This is a genomic window from Nocardia carnea, assembly GCF_029868855.1.
In the GTDB taxonomy this organism is placed as follows: Bacteria; Actinomycetota; Actinomycetes; order Mycobacteriales; family Mycobacteriaceae; genus Nocardia; species Nocardia carnea_A.
In genome coordinates this window covers 1-16,450 of sequence record NZ_JARWOV010000216.1, presented here as the reverse complement: position 1 = coordinate 16,450, position 16,450 = coordinate 1, and the positions used below count along the sequence as shown (strand labels likewise).

General features: G+C 67.5%; 18 protein-coding genes and 1 pseudogene. 12 read left to right on the top strand and 7 right to left on the bottom strand.

Features of this window, described 5'->3' with window-relative positions; translation table 11 throughout:
* Positions 1-315, bottom strand: a pseudogene (locus QH195_RS20975) (hypothetical protein); the annotation flags it as partial.
* 943 nt (positions 316-1,258) lie between these two features.
* Between QH195_RS20975 and QH195_RS20970 the strand changes: the two are divergent.
* The 5 genes from QH195_RS20970 (at position 1,259) to QH195_RS20950 (ending at position 6,529) form a co-directional block, all read left to right on the top strand.
* The gene (locus QH195_RS20970) at positions 1,259-3,031 is read left to right on the top strand and encodes a DEAD/DEAH box helicase (RefSeq protein WP_432278845.1); all 1,773 of its coding nucleotides are present in this window, start codon (positions 1,259-1,261) and stop codon (positions 3,029-3,031) included.
* Positions 3,032-3,163: 132 nt separating this feature from the next.
* A complete protein-coding gene (locus QH195_RS20965) occupies positions 3,164-4,450 on the top strand; it encodes an Rv3212 family protein (protein WP_280436689.1) in 1,287 nt (428 codons plus the stop codon).
* A gap of 36 nt (positions 4,451-4,486) precedes the next feature.
* Positions 4,487-4,993, top strand: coding sequence for a nitroreductase/quinone reductase family protein (locus tag QH195_RS20960; protein ID WP_280424542.1), 507 nt, complete (start codon positions 4,487-4,489; stop codon positions 4,991-4,993).
* Positions 4,994-5,296: 303 nt separating this feature from the next.
* The gene (locus QH195_RS20955; RefSeq protein WP_280424543.1) at positions 5,297-5,896 is read left to right on the top strand and encodes an acid phosphatase; all 600 of its coding nucleotides are present in this window, start codon (positions 5,297-5,299) and stop codon (positions 5,894-5,896) included.
* A gap of 147 nt (positions 5,897-6,043) precedes the next feature.
* Positions 6,044-6,529, top strand: a complete 486-nt coding sequence (locus QH195_RS20950) for a GNAT family N-acetyltransferase (protein WP_280424546.1) — start codon at positions 6,044-6,046, stop codon at positions 6,527-6,529.
* A 34-nt stretch (positions 6,530-6,563) separates the two neighbouring features.
* Here the strand turns inward: QH195_RS20950 and QH195_RS20945 are convergent, their stop codons facing one another.
* A complete protein-coding gene (locus tag QH195_RS20945) occupies positions 6,564-6,980 on the bottom strand; it encodes a hypothetical protein (protein ID WP_280436688.1) in 417 nt (138 codons plus the stop codon).
* A 170-nt stretch (positions 6,981-7,150) separates the two neighbouring features.
* Here QH195_RS20945 and QH195_RS20940 point away from each other — a divergent pair, with 170 nt between their 5' ends.
* Both QH195_RS20940 and QH195_RS20935 read left to right on the top strand, forming a co-directional pair.
* Positions 7,151-8,098, top strand: coding sequence for a diacylglycerol/lipid kinase family protein (locus QH195_RS20940; RefSeq protein ID WP_280424545.1), 948 nt, complete (start codon positions 7,151-7,153; stop codon positions 8,096-8,098).
* Between the two features lie 251 nt (positions 8,099-8,349).
* Positions 8,350-8,604, top strand: coding sequence for a WhiB family transcriptional regulator (locus tag QH195_RS20935; RefSeq protein ID WP_033243220.1), 255 nt, complete (start codon positions 8,350-8,352; stop codon positions 8,602-8,604).
* Between the two features lie 220 nt (positions 8,605-8,824).
* Here QH195_RS20935 and QH195_RS20930 read toward each other — a convergent pair whose 3' ends face one another.
* Positions 8,825-10,339, bottom strand: coding sequence for a sensor histidine kinase (locus QH195_RS20930; RefSeq protein ID WP_280436687.1), 1,515 nt, complete (start codon positions 10,337-10,339; stop codon positions 8,825-8,827).
* A 268-nt stretch (positions 10,340-10,607) separates the two neighbouring features.
* Positions 10,608-11,282: a TetR/AcrR family transcriptional regulator gene (locus tag QH195_RS20925; protein ID WP_280436686.1), complete on the bottom strand. Its 675-nt coding sequence runs from the start codon at positions 11,280-11,282 to the stop codon at positions 10,608-10,610.
* 101 nt (positions 11,283-11,383) lie between these two features.
* Between QH195_RS20925 and QH195_RS20920 the strand changes: the two genes are divergently transcribed.
* A complete protein-coding gene (locus QH195_RS20920; protein ID WP_280436685.1) occupies positions 11,384-12,409 on the top strand; it encodes a hypothetical protein in 1,026 nt (341 codons plus the stop codon).
* A 47-nt stretch (positions 12,410-12,456) separates the two neighbouring features.
* On the opposite strand, the gene QH195_RS20915 is transcribed toward QH195_RS20920, so the two are convergent.
* A complete protein-coding gene (locus tag QH195_RS20915; protein ID WP_280424684.1) occupies positions 12,457-12,672 on the bottom strand; it encodes a biotin/lipoyl-binding carrier protein in 216 nt (71 codons plus the stop codon).
* Positions 12,673-12,819: 147 nt separating this feature from the next.
* Here QH195_RS20915 and QH195_RS35270 point away from each other — a divergent pair, with 147 nt between their 5' ends.
* Positions 12,820-12,894, top strand: coding sequence for a 50S ribosomal protein bL37 (locus tag QH195_RS35270; RefSeq protein ID WP_022597109.1), 75 nt, complete (start codon positions 12,820-12,822; stop codon positions 12,892-12,894).
* Positions 12,895-12,983: 89 nt separating this feature from the next.
* On the opposite strand, the gene rsrA is transcribed toward QH195_RS35270, so the two are convergent.
* Both rsrA and QH195_RS20905 read right to left on the bottom strand, forming a co-directional pair.
* On the bottom strand, positions 12,984-13,250 hold the full coding sequence (gene rsrA / locus QH195_RS20910; RefSeq protein ID WP_280424687.1) for a mycothiol system anti-sigma-R factor: 267 nt from the start codon (positions 13,248-13,250) through the stop codon (positions 12,984-12,986).
* A 20-nt stretch (positions 13,251-13,270) separates the two neighbouring features.
* Positions 13,271-13,939: a sigma-70 family RNA polymerase sigma factor gene (locus QH195_RS20905; protein ID WP_432278261.1), complete on the bottom strand. Its 669-nt coding sequence runs from the start codon at positions 13,937-13,939 to the stop codon at positions 13,271-13,273.
* A gap of 241 nt (positions 13,940-14,180) precedes the next feature.
* On the opposite strand from QH195_RS20905, the gene ybaK reads away from it, so the two are divergent.
* The 3 genes from ybaK to QH195_RS20890 all read left to right on the top strand — a co-directional run.
* Entirely contained in the window at positions 14,181-14,672 is a 492-nt protein-coding gene (ybaK, locus tag QH195_RS20900) for a Cys-tRNA(Pro) deacylase (protein WP_280436684.1), read from the top strand.
* Between the two features lie 418 nt (positions 14,673-15,090).
* The gene (gntA, locus tag QH195_RS20895; protein ID WP_280436683.1) at positions 15,091-15,783 is read left to right on the top strand and encodes a guanitoxin biosynthesis heme-dependent pre-guanitoxin N-hydroxylase GntA; all 693 of its coding nucleotides are present in this window, start codon (positions 15,091-15,093) and stop codon (positions 15,781-15,783) included.
* Positions 15,784-16,006: 223 nt separating this feature from the next.
* Positions 16,007-16,450 (top strand): hypothetical protein (locus tag QH195_RS20890; RefSeq protein WP_280436682.1); only part of this gene is annotated, 444 nt, incomplete at its 3' end.

Below are 16,450 nucleotides of genomic sequence, written 5' to 3'. Positions count from 1 at the left end.
CATTCCGCCCACACTCTCCCCGGCCGGCACACCTAACCCCGGGCCCGGCGGGCCCACCGGCGGCACCAGCCCACCCGCCGGCCGCTCCCGGCCCCGCCCGGCCACGGGGGCCGGTTCGAAACGCCGCAACTGCCGGTGCGGTTCGTCCCACAGCACCGTCGCCGGTGTGGGACGCCGCCCCTCCACTCCGTCGCCGAAGGTCAGCGCCCACGCATTACGCGCGGCCCGTTCGACCGCCCGCGTCACCTCACCCTCGGGATCGACCGCGCGCACGGCACGATCCGCCAGGGCAATACCTCGATCAGCGATACTCACGGTGTTATTTTGGCGCGCCTTCGGCACGCCGGGGTCCGGCCCCCTCACGCGGACCGACCCTTCGAGTGCCTCGCCGGACTCGGCACCGGGTGGTACACGGTTTCGGCAGGTCCGGCTGTGATGGTTCCTCGCGATGGCGGTTCGGCGGCCTCACGATCCACGCCCATCACTCGCCGAGCAGCGGTTTTGCGGGTACGGCGAGACGCTTGCTCCAGAGGCGCCGCTACCCGGCCGGACGCGGGCGCATAGTTTCCGATCCACTTCTGTGTGAGCACGACCCACCAATTCCGCGGAAGCCGCTGCGGCCGGGGTCAGAGGCCGGCCTGCAATGATGTGTCACGAATCACCACCGACCCTGCCGAGGCGGATGCCCCGATGCCCCTGAAAAGGCGACCCACGGCGGTGCCGAGTTCAGCGAGGCCCTGAAAGGTTTTGGCCCGTCCCTGCTGTCAGCGCTCGATGCGATGCGCCGCAGGCGCGAGTGTCGAGTGCTGACAGCAGGGACCTGCGGGGCCGAAACCGGCGGCGCCGGAGGCGGCGCAGATCAACGCAGCGGCCAAAACCCGCGCCGCCGGAGGCGGCGCCGATAAACACAGCTACAATCGCGAACGGACATCCGAAGAATTTCGGTCGATCCGTTGGAATCGGCAGCGCCGAAAGTCGCGCACCGCGGGTGGGCGGAGCGGTAGCGAGGAATTCTGCGGGGTCCACGGAAAATGTGCGCGCACCAGATCCGCATCACCGATGCGCTGCGCCGATGTCCGAGCTTCGCTGTCCGTCATCCGGGCACCTGCCGACATCCGGCGGCGGCCCGGGTGAATATCGCAGGGCGGATCCGTGGTTGTCGTGGGCCGACCGGTCCGCCCCACGCCTCGTGCGCGTGTAGCGCGATACGAGGGAAGGCACGAACCTGAGCAAGATCACTGTAGAACCGGAACCGGGTCTGGCGGAAACGCTGCTGACAGCCGAGCTGGACGCCGGACATACCGCACCGTCTTTCGCCGAATTGGGGGTGCGCGAGGAAATCGTCCGCGCCCTGGGCGAGATGGGTATCGAACGTACTTTCGCAATCCAGGAACTCACCCTGCCGCTGGCGCTGGCCGGTGAGGACCTCATCGGCCAGGCCCGCACGGGGATGGGCAAGACCTTCGGGTTCGGGGTTCCGCTGCTGCATCGGATCAGCACCGTGGAATCCGGGACCACCCCGCTGGACGGTACCCCGCGCGCCCTGGTCATCGTGCCGACGCGCGAACTGTGCCTGCAGGTGACCAAGGACCTGGAGAACGCGGCGAAATACGTCAGCAGCGAACGCGGACCGCTGCGGGTGACCTCCATTTACGGCGGTCGTCCGTACGATTCCCAGATCGCGGCCCTGCGCGAGGGCGTGGATGTCGTCGTCGGAACTCCCGGCCGCCTGCTGGACCTCGCGGATCAGCAGCATCTGATTCTCGGAAAAGTGGGCGTCCTGGTGCTGGACGAAGCCGACGAAATGCTCGATCTGGGCTTCCTGCCCGATATCGAACGCATTCTCGGCATGGTGCCCGATAAACGGCAGACCATGCTGTTCTCGGCGACCATGCCGGGTCCGATCATCACGCTGGCCCGGACTTTCCTCACCCGACCGACTCATATCCGGGCCGAGGAACCGCATGATTCGGCGGTCCACGATCGCACGGCCCAATTCGTGTACCGAGCCCATGCGCTGGACAAAGGTGAATTGGTCGCCCGGATTCTGCAGGCCGAGGGCCGCGGCGCCACGATGATCTTCACCCGCACCAAGCGGACCGCGCAGAAAGTCGCCGACGAACTGGGCGAACGCGGTTTCGCGGTCGGCGCGGTGCACGGCGATCTGGGGCAGATCGCCCGCGAGAAAGCACTGGCGAAATTCCGTAAGGGCACGATCGACGTCCTGGTCGCCACCGATGTCGCCGCGCGCGGTATCGATATCGACGATGTCACCCACGTCGTCAACTATCAGTGCCCCGAGGACGAGAAAACCTATGTGCACCGCATCGGCCGTACCGGCCGGGCCGGCCGCACCGGTGTGGCGGTGACGCTGATCGACTGGGACGAGCTCACCCGCTGGGCGGCGATCGATGCCGCGCTCGGCCTGGGAATCCCGGAACCGGTGGAAACGTATTCGCGGTCGCCGCATCTGTTCTCCGATCTGGGGATCCCGGAGGGTGTGACCGGCACGGTCGGCGCGCAGAAACCGGAACGCGACCCGGACGCCGTAGTGGTCGAGCGACCGGAGCGCGCACCGCGTAAACGCAACAGGAAACGCACACGCGGCGGCAAATCTCTCGAAAACGGTACGGGCACAGCCGATTCGACCGACGCCGAGACCACTCCCGAGGTGACCGACGCACCGTCCGGCACGGAGACGGACGCGGAGCCGAGCCCGGCGCGCCGCGGGCGTCGCCGGCGGCGTTCCGCCACCGGCGAGGGCGCCGCGGACGATACGGGTCAGGACACGGGGGCGGCCGACGCGAACGGTGGCGAGACCGCCGAGCAGACCGGAGCCGGGGAAACCGGCGACACCACCGATGCTGCCGATGCTGCCGATGCCGAGAAACCTGCCCGGCGCCGTCGGCGCCGGAAACCGGCAGACAAGGCCGCCGGCGACGAAAACGGGGCGCCGGAGGATTCGGCCCGCACGGCTTCGGCGGAAGCCGGCGTGCGCGCCACATCGAACGGCGTATCGACAGCGGAGTGACGAGCAGCCGGACACGGACTCGGGCCGGCGGTTACCGAACCGCCGGCCCGACCCCTGTCCCGTGCGGCGCCGGTCGGCCGGGGCCGCCGACACCGTCCGGACGCTCGGGCCGCATCCGTTAGGCTCGCGTACGTGCTCGCACCTGAGCGGCGAACGCGCGCCGATGTCATCACCGCTGCCGCGATCGCCGTCGTCGTGGTGATCGCGGTGATCGCGGCATGGATGAGCAGCGATGTCGCCGCTACCGAATCGGTGGTCGCCGACAAGCCCGCGCGCCCACCCGCGGCGGCCCGTGAACTTCCCGGTGAACTGCGCGAACTGTGGCGTGCACCCGATACCGCGACCAGCCGCGCGCTCACGTCCGAGGGGGTAGTCGTCACCGCGGACGGCAGTACCGTGATCGGTCACAATCGGCGGACCGGTGAACAGGTGTGGCGGTACAGCCGCGATCTGCCGCTGTGCGGGGTCGAAGCACAGTTCGGCATGGTGATCGCGGTCTACCGCAGTGAGCGCGGCTGCAGCGAGACCACCATGCTCTCCGGCGCCGACGGCCGCCGCCGCACCGCCCGCAGCAGCTATATGGACGATCGGGTCCGCCTTTCGGTCGACGGCACCTACGTGGTGGCGCAGGGGCCGCAGCGGCTCGAAGTGTGGCGCTCCGATCTCGTCCGCACCCTCGAGTACGGCTATGTGGACGCCAAGGAGAACTGGAAGACCCAGCCGCGGCACGATTGCGAGCTGCGCTCGGCGGCGTCGAGTTCGTCGCGGCTGGTGGTACTGGAACGCTGCCCGGGCGATCCGGCCGGGCGGCTCACCGTGCTGGCGCCCGCGCCCAAGGACGACAATGTGCCGGAGGAATACGGTTCCCGGATTCTGGAAGGTCCCGGCGCGGATTCGCCCGAGGCGCGCGTTATCGCGGTCTCCGACAACCGGATCGCGGTCTATCAGCCGGGCACCGTCGGACCCGACGCGGCCGCACCTCGCCTGACGATCCTGGACGCCAAGGGCAATCCCCTGGTGGTGCAGGAACTCTCGGCACCACTGGACGAAACCACTACCACCACGCGGGCCGGTTCCGCGTTCCTCGTATTCACCGGTAACAGCGTGATCGCGTTGCAGGCCAGTACCTTCGAACCGATGTGGACCGCGGCCGACGCGCTCGGCGCGCCCGTGCTGATGGCCGACCGGCTCCTGATTCCGGTACCCGGCGCCATCGCGGCCCTCGATTCCACCGACGGTACCGAGGTCACCCGGATCCCGGTGGACCGGCCGGACTATCGGGGCGGCCCGATTTCGCTCGCGGTGCTGGGCAATACGGTTCTGGAACATCGCGACGGCGTACTGGTCGCACTGGCCGATCCGGATGCCCCCGAAACCGGCGACGCCGAGGCGGAACGGCCCGCAAAACCACTGCGGTGAAACATTTTTGTCGGTACCGGCGGGCACACTGCCGGTATGACAGAAGCAGCCCGGCCCACCGAGGCGGCCCCCGCGGCCGAGAGCACCCGCTACAACGATCCCGACGCGCCGTGGAACCAGTACACCGAAGACGATCCGGCGGTCTGGAACACCGAGGTGATCCGCGAATTCCGGGCGAACGGGGGGCGCGTCGGCGGCGCCTATGCCGATGCCACACTGCTGCTGCTCACCACAACGGGCGCGAAAACCGGTAAGCGGCATGTGGTCCCGCTGGCGGCGCTGTATCGCGGCGAAACCCTCTACATCAGTTCGCTCGTCGACGACGGGTATCCGGCCTGGTATCACAATGTGCAGGCGGATCCGGCGGTGATCGTGGAACTGGGCGATCATGTGCACCATGCCACGGCGCGTGTCCTCACCGGCGCCGCCTATGACGAGTTCGCCGCCTGGGTACTGGCGAACAATCCCCTGCTCGCCGATTTCCAGGCCACCACCGAGCGCCCCATCCCCCTGGCGATCCTCACCTTGGCCGGATCGCGCTGACCGGAACCCGATGTGCAGATGCCGACGTCGTCGCGCCCCAGAGGGAGAAGACAGAGACCGGCGGCGTTGCCGCCTCCCGGAAAGCGCGGGCCCCGCGCCCGACGCGGCACGACGGCACCCACGGTCGGGCCAGCCGCCATGTGCGCCACCAGTAACGACGGGATGTCGGTTCGGACCGCGCACGATCGACGGTGCCCGGCCGAGATCAGCGCTGTGGTTGCCGTAACGGCAGCCGCGATGGCGTGCCGGACGCCGACCCGATCGGTTGGTCACCCGGATTCGGATCCGGGCATCATGGTGCGTATGCCCGGATCCGATAAGGCCCGTGTGGTCCTGCTCCGCCATGGGGAGACGAGTTGGTCGGTACAGCATCGCCACACCGGCCGCACCGATCTACCGCTGACCGCGGCCGGTGAACGCCAGGCCAGAGCTGCCGGGCCGGTTGTGGCCGCCCTGGGCCTGCGGAACCCGCTGATCTTGGTCAGTCCGCGCGCCCGCGCCCGGCGAACCGCCGAACTCGCCGGGCTGACCGGCATCCGGATCGAGCCGGACCTCGCCGAATGGGATTACGGCGACCACGAGGGCCGGACCACCGCGGAGATCCGCGCCGGCGACCCCGGCTGGACCATCTGGACGGGGACGGTACCCGGCGGCGAATCCGCGGCCGAGGTCGGTGCGCGGGCCGATCGGGTGCTCGGGACCGCGACGACCGCACTCGGCGAACGCGATGTGATCCTCGTGGGACACGGGCATTTCTCCCGCACCCTCATCGCCCGCTGGCTCGGTTTCCCGGTTCGGGAAGGCCGCCGGTTCGCGCTCGCGACCGCCGCGGTCAGCGTCCTGGGTTACGAGCACGACGACCCCACGCTGTGGGCACACAATCTGCGCCCCGGCACGGCATGAGGTAGCCCCGGATCGTATTTCGATGATCGCCCTGATGCGTCACCGCTGCCGTTCCGGCCCGACCGCAACGTACCTCCGCGATTCCCGCCCCACCCCGTCCGCCGCTCGACCACACAAGGAGTTTCCGTGCCCCACACTGCCGACCCGGTGATCCGCCGCGCCGAACCCGGCGACGTACCCGCACTCGTCGGCCTCGTCTACGACCTGGCCGAATACGAGAAAGCACGGCATGAGTGCACGCTCACCGCCGAGCAATTGCATACCGCACTGTTCGGCCCGGATCCGGCAGTCTTCGCCCATGTGGCGCTCGTCGACGGCACGGTCGCGGGATGCGCCGTCTGGTTCCTGAACTTCTCCACCTGGGACGGCGTCCACGGGATCTACCTCGAAGACCTGTATGTCACTCCGGAGGCGCGTGGTACCGGGCTCGGCCGGGCCTTGCTGGCCGCCCTCGCACACGAGGCACACTCCCACGGCTACAGCCGGGTCAGCTGGTCGGTACTGACCTGGAACACGCCGTCGATCGGCTTCTACGAATCCCTGGGTGCCCAGGTCCAGGACGACTGGGTGGGCTACCGGCTCAGCGGCCCGGCCCTGACCGAGCTGGCCGCGACCGCAGGCTCGGACCGGTAGCGGTCCGTATCCGGCACTGTCCGGGCCGCAACGCTCACTCCTCGCCCGTGACCCCGTACTCCTGGGCGGCCCAGCGCGAGGTGGGCGGAGCGAACAACAGACCCAGTGCGCCGAGCGCCACCGCACCGAGCAGGGTCCCGTACAGCGGCTGTCCCGACCCGAACAGCAACGACCACACCACCGGCAGCAGCAACAGCTGGGTTATCACCGCGATGGCCCGTCCCCACCGCTGGCCGAGCAGCAAGCCGATCCCGGAGGCGAGTACCGCGCCGCCGAGGATCCCGAACCACATGGCCGTGCCGTAACCGCTGATCGCGTCCTCTTCGTGCCCCAGCAGCGCCCGCACCACGAGCACCACCGCCACGGTCACCGCGACGGAACCTTCCAGCGTCACCAGCCCACCGGCGCCGCGCACGGTCCCGGGCACACCAACGTCTTTTCGCTCGACCACCCCGCCAGCTTAAGTTGTGTTTTCCCGATGCCGGCGGGCGCGGGTTGGGCCGGCATCCGCGGGCCCCGGCCGGCCCGGTTCACCATGCGACGACCCGCCACGAACGCGCCCGGCAGCGGCGAGTCCGCGCCATTTGGACCCGGATGCCGCGGGCGGGCCAGAATTACCCCATGCGGACGTTGTTGATCGTCAACCCCAATGCGACCTCTACCACGGCGGCTACCCGTGACCTGCTCGCGCACGCCCTGGAGAGCCGAACGCAGTTGACCGTCGCGCATACCCAGCATCGTGGTCATGCCGCCGAATTGGCGCAATGGGCGGCGACCAATGAGATGGATCTCATCGTGGTGCACGGCGGCGACGGGACGGTCAACGAAACGATCAACGGTTTCGTACCGCTGCCGCAGGTCGACGACGGGCAGGCGTGGCGGCCCCGGCTCGGCATCATTCCCGGCGGTTCGGCCAATGTGTTCGCGCGCGCACTCGGTATCGAATCCGATCCGGTGGCGGCGACCAATCAATTGATCGACCTTCTCAAAGCCGGTGACGGAGATCGCCGTATCGGGCTGGGTATCACCGATGACCGGTGGTTCTGTTTCAGCGCGGGGGTCGGTCTCGACGCAGAGGTGTGCGCCGCCATCGATTCGGCGCGGGCCAAAGGGCGCGCGGCGACGCCGGCTCGCTATGTACGCACCACCGTGGCGCAGTTCTTCCGCGCGAAACGAGCGCAACCGGAAGTCACCGTGCACGTGCCGGGCCGGGAACCCGTTTCGGGTGTGCATTACGCATTCGTCACCAATACCAGTCCGTGGACCTATCTGAATGCCACACCGGTATGTACCAATCCCGGCACCAGGTTCGAATCGGGTCTCGGTGTGTTCGCCGTGCGAACCATGGCATTACTGCCTACACTGCGGCTGGCGACGCAACTGTTGTCGCCACACTCCGAGCCGAAGTCGCGGAAGCTGTTTCGTGACGACGACGTCCCGTCGGTGCGCATATCGAGTGCCGAGCCGATCGGCCTGCAAATCGACGGCGACTTCATCGGCAGGCGCGACGTGGTGGATTTCACCGCTGTACCGGACGTCCTCGATGTGGTCGCTCCACGACCGGTATGAAGTGGCACATCCGGGAAATAGATCCCGTTTGTGCTGCGGAAACCGGCGTAGGCGAGTAAAAAGGACTGCGGCAGGTCTCCCAGTGGGGCCTTCAGTGCGTGAGCTTCCCCACGGTGCGTCGGATACCTATTGACATCTACGGTGTTCGTGAAAGCATTCACAAGCAACCGTGCGGAAACATTCAGTTCGCACAAGTGAACGATCCAGCAACCGATCGGCGCCCTGTGGCGCCCTACAAAGGAGCAGAAGGAATGGACTGGCGCCATAAGGCCATCTGTCGCGATGAGGACCCTGAGCTGTTTTTCCCGGTGGGCAACAGTGGTCCTGCGCTCGCGCAGATTGCCGATGCCAAGCTGGTCTGCGCCCGCTGCCCCGTTACCGCCGAATGCCTGTCCTGGGCCCTGGGTTCCGGGCAGGACGCCGGTGTATGGGGCGGTATGAGCGAAGACGAGCGGCGCGCGCTCAAGCGTCGCAATGCGCGCACCCGCACTCGTACGGCTGTCTGAGAACGCGGGGAAGCGACTACCGGACCATTTCCAGCCCGGCCCGGGGAGTCGTGGATTGCCCGGCACCAGTGAATCTGGTGCCGGGCCGAAATTTATCGAGACCCGCGGGACCGAGGTAAATCCGCAATTTGCCGGAAAGTCGCCCGAGAAATAATCGGTGTTTCCGACCACTGCCGATCGGCGGTATGCATAATTGAAACCGGCGAGTTTCCGTCGGGTATCAGCGTGCCGCCCGGCGCCCCAGCGGCACCCGCAGCACCGCATCCGTCCCGATATCGGTACCGGGATGTAATCCGATCGACCCGCCCAGTTCCGCGGTCACCAGCGTGCGCACGATCTGCAGTCCCAGACTGTCCGACGATTCCAGGCTGAACCCGGCCGGGAGCCCCCGCCCGTCATCGCTGATGATCACATCCAGCCAACGGGCCGAACGCTCGGCACGAATGGTCACCGTACCGTTCTGACCACCGTCGAAGGCGTGCTCGATGGCGTTCTGCACTAGTTCGGTCAGCACCATCACCAGCGGTGTCGCGCGTTCGGCCGAGAAAACTCCCAGCGAACCCGACCGGCGCACCGTGATGCGGGCGGTGTGCACGGTCGCGACATCGGCCATGATCGGTAGCAGCCGGTCCACGACCTCGTCCAGATCCACTTCCTCGTCCACCGACATGGACAGCATTTCGTGCACCGAGGCGATCGAGGTCACCCGCCGCACCGATTCGGTGAGCGCCACCCGCGCCTCCTCGTTCTCGGTGCGCCGCGCCTGCAACCGCAGTAGCGCCGCCACGGTTTGCAGATTGTTCTTCACCCGGTGATGTATTTCCCGGATGGTGGCGTCCTTGCTCAGCAGTGCGCGGTCACGACGTTTGACCTCGGTGACATCGCGCACCAGTACCGCGGCCCCCGCCAGCTCACCGTGCGGGCGCAGCACCAGGGTGCGCAACAGCACGGTCGCCCCGCGCGCCTCCACCTCCATCCGCCGCCCGGTGCGCCCGGCGAGCGCGGCCTGGATATCGCCGACCACCTCCTGGGCGTCGAATGGGTCGGTGACCAACGACCGCGTGGTGATGGCCAGATCCTGTCCCTCCAGATCGGCCTGCAAACCCATGCGGTGATACGCCGACAGGGCGTTGGGACTGGCGTAGGTGACGATGCCGTCGGTATCGAGCCGGATGAACCCGTCCCCGGCCCGCGGACTGGAATGGGTCGCGGCACGGTCCTCGGTGGTCGGGAAGGTCCCGTCGGCCATCATCTGGCACAGGTCGTCGGCACACGCGACATAGGCGATCTCCAGGCCGCTGCGCACCCGGGAACGCTGCCGGTCGGTGTCACGGCTCAGCACCGCGATCACATCGTCACCGCAACGCACCGGTATCGCCTCCCGGATCGCCTGCACCGGGTACGGGTGATACACCCCCGCCGCCTCCCCCTCGGCATCCGTGCGCACGATCTCCCCACTGGTCAGCGCATCGAAAACCTGCGAATGGTCCGCCCGCCGGGCAACCGACCCCACCAGATCCGCCAGATGGACGGTAGGAGCGGTGGTGGGCCGGCACTGCGCGACACACACGATATCGGCGCCCTCCTGGATCGGGCCCGCACCGACCCAGAGCAGGAGATCGGCGAACGAAAGATCGGCGAGCAGCTGCCAGTCCCCCACAACGCGCTGCAGATGATCCACCGCCACCCCGGGGAGATCGGTGTGTTCGGCCAGCAGATCACTCAGTGTGGACATGAGGTAATTCTGGCGTGCCCGCCACGTGTGGAGTTCCGGCACCCACTGATCTACTGCGTGGAGGCCGCGCGGCGCGTGTGCGGCCGGTGGACCACCATTCGATCGGTAGAGTCGCCCGGTCCCGTGATCTGGACCCGGCATCCGTCGACCGCCTGGTCATCGCCCGCGTGAGCTCCGCGTGCACAGATTTTCCGGTATCCGGGCCACCGGCCGGTGCGAAGGCGAGCGACCGGGTTCCGCGATTCCGGGGTCACGGCGACGCAGAGTTCTATGGCCGCTGCTCCAGGGGCCCGGTCACCGGTTCAGCGACCGGGTGCCCCCGCTCGGCCGCGTCGAAGGCCGGTTCCAGGGGGGCCAGGGCGGCGCGAAGGACGTCGGCGAGCGGACCGGACGGTACGACCAGACCGGTTTCGGCCGACGGGCCGGCGACCGGTTGCAGCCATTGCTCGAGGCCGACGCGGACGGCCGCGGCCACACTTGCCGCCAGGACACGCGCCGTCGGTGCGCCGGTCTCGCCGAGTCGAGCGGCGATCGAGTCGGCGAGCGGGTGTTCGATCGCGCCGGTCGTTGCGAGAAAGGACTCCCGCAATCCCGGATGAGTGGTGATCAGCAACAGACCGTCGCGCGCATGTTCCCCGGCGTCGGTATATCGATCGACGATCGACTCGACGACGGCCTCGGCAAGGCGCACTCCGGCCGGGCGGGCCGCCACGGATGCGGCCACCGCAGCTTCCCGCTCGGCGGTGACGGCTGCAACGATCGCCTGTTCGCGACTGGAGAAATAATTGTTGTAGGTCCGCGGTGAAACACCTGCTGCTGCGGCGATGTCCTCTACCCGGACGTTTCCCGGCCCGTGCTCGAGCGCCAGCCGTAGTGCCGCCTCGCGCAGCGCCGCACGCGTGGCCTGTTTCTTCCGGTCGCGTAATCCCACCTGCCCCGTCACAGCGGCAGCTTGGCACAGAAACTGCGCGTACGCAAACTTGCGTGCACGCACTTTTCCTGCTTATGGTTCGTCGGGGGCGATCAACCGAATGGAGCGTGCGGATGCGCGGCAGAGGAATGACATACGACACCGGATTCATCCGGGGCGGCCGGATCTCGCGGCCGGATTTCGACCCGGCAGTGGTCGCGCGTGAACTCGCGATCATCCGCGACGACCTGCACTGCAATGCCGTCCAGATCGTCGGTGGCGACCCCGGCCGGCTCGAACTCGCGGCCCGCTGCGCCGCCGAACTGGGGCTCGAGGTCTGGTTCTCGCCCTACCCGCTGGAGCTGAACCGCAACGAGATACTGACGCTGTTCACCGACTGCGCGCAGCGGGCGGAGCGGCTCCGCCGGACCGGCGCCGAGGTGGTATTCGTCGCCGGGGTCGAACTCAGCATCATGAACCGCGACTTCGTCCCGGGAGACAGTGTGGAGCAACGGCTGGGCCTGCTGTTGGGCGATCCGGACCGCCGAGCCGAACGATTCGCCGAGGTGAGCACCCGGCTCGGCGATTTCTTCGACAGCGCCTTACCGGTGATCCGTGGACACTTCCACGGCAAGGTCACCTACGCCTGCATACCGTTCGAACATATCGACTGGACCCCGTTCGACTTTCTCGCCGTCGAACTCATCCGCTCCGCCGAGGTGGCCGACCAGTTCCGAGCCGGTGTACGCAACCTCGTCGCCCAGGGAAAACCGGTGGCCGTCACGGGATTCGGTACGGCCACCTGGCGCGGCGCCGGCGCGGTGGCGCCGCGGAGTATGGAGATCGTCGAATACGACGCGCACGGCGAGCCGCTGCGCCTCGACGGGGAATACGAACGAGACGAAGCGGGCCAAGCCACATACCTGCGCGAACTATTGGAGATCTTCGATTCGGAAGGCGTCGACAGCACCTTCGTCTTCCTTTTCGCGCTGTACAACTACCCCCACCGCACGACCGGCGACCCTCGCGACGATCTGGATCTCGCCGGCCTGGGAATCGTCAAAGTCCTACCGGACGGCCGCGGCGAAACGTACCCGGATATGCCCTGGGAACCCAAGGAGGCCTTCACCGCGGTCGCCGAGCTCTACCGCGACGCATAGTCCCGGCCCCCGGCAGGACAACCCGCGCGGGCCCGCGGCCGCAGAAATCAATCGATCACGGCGATGAGGTCGCCCGACTGGAGGACCTGGCCGGGTTCGACGGCGATCGAGGACACCGCACCGGCGACCTCGGCGAGCACCGGAATCTCCATCTTCATGGATTCCAGCAGCACCAGGGTCTGGTCCGTGGCGACCTGGTCGCCCACCGCGACCTCGACGGTGAGCACCGTGGAGACCATTTCCGCCCGCACTTCTTCGGCCATGACACCTCGTTCGTCAGCTTCGTTCCGGTATCGGGTCCTACGGCCCGATGTACCGCCGTCGGTACAGCCAATCACACGTGAAACAATGGCCGGGATCAGTATCTACTCCCCGCAGTCGCGGGAAACATCCCCAGGAGGGAGCTACCCATGGGTAAGCGTGGCCGCAAGAAGCGCAGCCGTAAGGGCAACGCAGCCAATCACGGCAAACGTCCCAACGCCTGAGCCGCCGGCACAGGCACAAAAACAGACAACCCGCACTCCCAGGAGTGCGGGTTGTTTCGTCTGCGGTGTTCCGGCTCCGGCGAGGCGGCCTATTCGGCGGGGCTCTCCTCGGTGGTGATCGTCACCGAGCGGCTGCGAATCTCCACCATGAGACGCTCGCGGAGCGAATCCGGCGCCTTGTCGCCGCCGCATTTGCGGCTGAGCAGGCTCTTGATCTTCTCTTCGATACCGTAGGCCTCGATACAGGGCGCGCAGTGGTCCATATGGTGCTGCAGCCGCTCGCGAGTGCGGTCGTCGCATTCACCGTCGAGCATCAACCAGACATCGGCCAGTACCGCCGTGCAGTCGAGCTCCATATCGGAATCGTGCTCGGTGCTCACTGCTTGACCTCCTGGCGCACCTCGGTGGCGGACTCGGCGGTGCGGTTGAACCCTCGTTCGCGCGCCACATCGCCGAGTAGACCCTTCAGCTGTTTCCGGCCACGGTGCAGCCGGGACATCACCGTACCGATCGGTGTGCCCATGATGTCGGCGATTTCCTTGTACGGGAATCCCTCGACATCGGCGTAGTACACGGCCATCCGGAATTCCTCCGGCAATTGGACGAGGGCCGCCTTGATGTCGTCGTCCGGGAGTGCGTCGAGCGCCTCGACCTCCGCGGAGCGCAGACCGGTCGAGCTGTGTTCGGCCGTGGCCGCGAGCTGCCAGTCGGTGATCTCGTCCGTCGGATACTGCGCGGGCTGGCGCTGTTTCTTCCGATAGGAGTTGATGTAGGTATTGGTGAGGATCCGATACAGCCAGGCCCGCAGGTTGGTGCCTTCTTTGAAGGATTTGAATCCGGCATAGGCCTTGACATAGGTCTCCTGGACCAAGTCCTCGGCATCGGCGGGGTTACGCGTCATCCGCAGCGCGGCACCGTAGAGCTGGTCCAGCATGGGTAGCGCGTCCCGCTCGAACCGCCGGTCCAGTTCGGCGCCGGTTTCCGGCTGTTCGGCAGGCCGCTCGTCGGCGCCGGTTCCGGTCGCCACGTCGTCCTCGCTCGTCACACGTGTCCCTTCGATCGGTTCACCAGCCAAATCTACCGGGAGTGTGAACTCGGAGAAGAACCGCGTGCGCGCCGGGGCCGGATCTGCGGTGATCGGGCGTTGTTCGACAAGAACGGGCACCGTCGCTCCTTCGCTCTTACGGGGTTGGGCACCGGTGGCCGGGACGGCCCGCCCGATGCGCTTCATCTGCCGCGTACAACCCGCACCGGTCGCGAAGTGTTCCCGGGTTAGGGTGCTGACCATGGCAGCAGGCGCCACACCGGCGATCCGCGCGCTGCTCGCGGACGGGGCCGGACATACTGTGCACAGTTACGACCACGACCCGCGTAGCGACTCCTACGGCACCGAGGCCGTCGAAGCGCTACGCGCGCGGCTCGGCACCGATGCCCGGCGGATCTTCAAAACGCTGATTCTGGAGCTGTCCACCGGATCGCTCGCGGTGGCGGTGCTGCCGGTCCCCGAGACCTTGTCGTTGAAAGCGGCGGCCGCCGCGCTCGGGGTCCCGAAGGCGACGATGGCGGACCGGGCGCAGGCCGAACGCAGCACCGGCTATGTGCTCGGCGGGATTTCGCCGCTGGGGCAGCGCCGGCGTCTCCCGACCGTGGTGGACGCTTCGGCGCTGAACTGGGAAACGGTGTTCTGCAGCGCGGGTAAGCGTGGAGTGGAAATCGAAGTTGCTCCCGCGGATCTGATCCGATTGGCCGACGCGGTCACCGCACCGGTCACTGCGTGAACGCTCGGTGGTCACTGCCTGAACGCTCGGTATCGGACGGCGGTGCCGATACCGAGCCGGTTACGCCCGTCGGCGAGCCGGCCGCGATCGCCGGTTCGGGTAGGCGCCCAGTCCGGCGCATCGACTCTCGACCACGAAGCAGCAGGTCAACCGGGCGGGCCGGTGCATGTCGCGGATCGCGCACCGGCGGATACGGCCCGCCACTGCTGTGATTCGCGGCATGTCCGCATGACTGTTTGCTGCCCCGTAGCAGGGCGGCCGCTATCGGGTGCCGATCTGCACGATTCACCCGATTCGCGCATTGCGCCGATCGACTGACAAGATCGCAGCGCAGTGCGGTCGAGGACGGGTGCATTCACGGGGTGAATCGCGGGCCCGTCCTTCGAACGGAGATACGTGGTTGAAAGGAACACCGGGATTGACGACGGACGCGCGAGCTGAGCTGGAGAAATTCCTCCTCGGAGACCGGTTCGCCTGTCTGGCGGGCCGCTCCGCCTGGCGCCGGGGCGGTATCACCCACCGCCACTACGACCTGATGGGCGACGAGGACTCGGCCCGGTTGCTGGCACTCGATCTTGCCGAATACGTCGGGGCCGCGTATTGGAGCCCGCGCAAGTTCACCAGCTTCATCGCAACCTTCGAGCAGCCCCGCGGGGTGGACGAGCTGCGTTTCGAGGAGCTGCTGTGGCAGCACCTGCAGCTGCTGCACGAGGCAGAAGCGGACAAGTACGGGTGGGCGACCGGGTATTCGTCCGATCCGCAGTCCGGCGAATTCGGGTACAGCGTGGCGGGCCACCCGTTCTTCGTCATCGGGCTGCACGAGACGCATCAGCGGCTGGGCCGCCGTCCGCCGTTCCCGATGTTGGCGTTCAACTCCCATGAACAGTTCGGGCTGATCAAAGCGGCCGGTATGTGGGACAGGCTGGCGGAGAAGATCCGCAAGCAGGACATCACGCTGCAGGGTGATATCAACCCCAACCTGCTGGAGTACGAGAAGCTCTCCGAAGCGCGCCGTTACTCCGGCCGGCCCAAACCCGCCGATTGGCAATGCCCGTTTGCCGCCCGCCCCGCGGCGGAAGAACGCGAACTGGCCGGCGTCCCCGGGAACTGATCCTCGGGACAACCCCTCACCCGGCTGCGGGTAAGGGCGATGAGCAACCGGCTGCGCGGCATTCGTCACCGTCGGGCACTCCACCCGGACCCGTGGTCGCGGCCGCGCCCCCGGGAAGCGGACAACTCACCCCGCGCGCTCGAGCGTGAATGCGCTGGTGGGGCACCAAGGTATGCGTTACTTGTGGGCGAGGAGTTGGACCGACCCGAGGATGTGATGCGATATGTCCCCGCGCAAACCTCTGCGCACCGTGTTCGTCGCCGTATCCGCGGCCGCGGCGCTGACCGTCGCCCCCGCCCTGCTGACGAGCTCGCTCGCGGTACCGGCCGCATACGCGGCACCGAGCGAGTATCCGCTCGGCGGTGAGAAGGGTTCCACCGATGAAGGCGAGTCGGAGAACGGACCGGCCGAACGTGCGGAAAAGGCGGGCGGTGGAATTCTTTCCGAAACCATCGATCTCAGCGCCGACTTGCTCAAATGCGGTCTGAGTATCGCGACCCCGGCGGTGGGGGGGGGGCGGGGGGGCGGGCGCGCCGCGGAATTGGTCTCCTGGTCGAGCAGATCACCGATGCGCCGCATGTCGTGCTCCAGCCGCCGTAGTGACACCACGTGGCCCGACGAGGCTGTCTGCCAGTCGTTTTCGTCCTTACGGAGTTCGGTGCCGACA

Bases quoted from the DNA above. Each gene is read 5' to 3' on its own strand.
- QH195_RS20960 (WP_280424542.1), top strand. From the start codon at position 4,487: ATGACAGAAGCAGCCCGGCCCACCGAGGCGGCCCCCGCGGCCGAGAGC.
- QH195_RS20955 (WP_280424543.1), top strand. From the start codon at position 5,297: ATGCCCGGATCCGATAAGGCCCGTGTGGTCCTGCTCCGCCATGGGGAG.
- QH195_RS20940 (WP_280424545.1), top strand. From the start codon at position 7,151: ATGCGGACGTTGTTGATCGTCAACCCCAATGCGACCTCTACCACGGCG.
- QH195_RS20935 (WP_033243220.1), top strand. From the start codon at position 8,350: ATGGACTGGCGCCATAAGGCCATCTGTCGCGATGAGGACCCTGAGCTG.
- QH195_RS20930 (WP_280436687.1), bottom strand. From the start codon at position 10,339: ATGTCCACACTGAGTGATCTGCTGGCCGAACACACCGATCTCCCCGGG.
- QH195_RS20920 (WP_280436685.1), top strand. From the start codon at position 11,384: ATGCGCGGCAGAGGAATGACATACGACACCGGATTCATCCGGGGCGGC.
- QH195_RS20915 (WP_280424684.1), bottom strand. From the start codon at position 12,672: ATGGCCGAAGAAGTGCGGGCGGAAATGGTCTCCACGGTGCTCACCGTC.
- rsrA (WP_280424687.1), bottom strand. From the start codon at position 13,250: ATGGAGCTCGACTGCACGGCGGTACTGGCCGATGTCTGGTTGATGCTC.
- ybaK (WP_280436684.1), top strand. From the start codon at position 14,181: ATGGCAGCAGGCGCCACACCGGCGATCCGCGCGCTGCTCGCGGACGGG.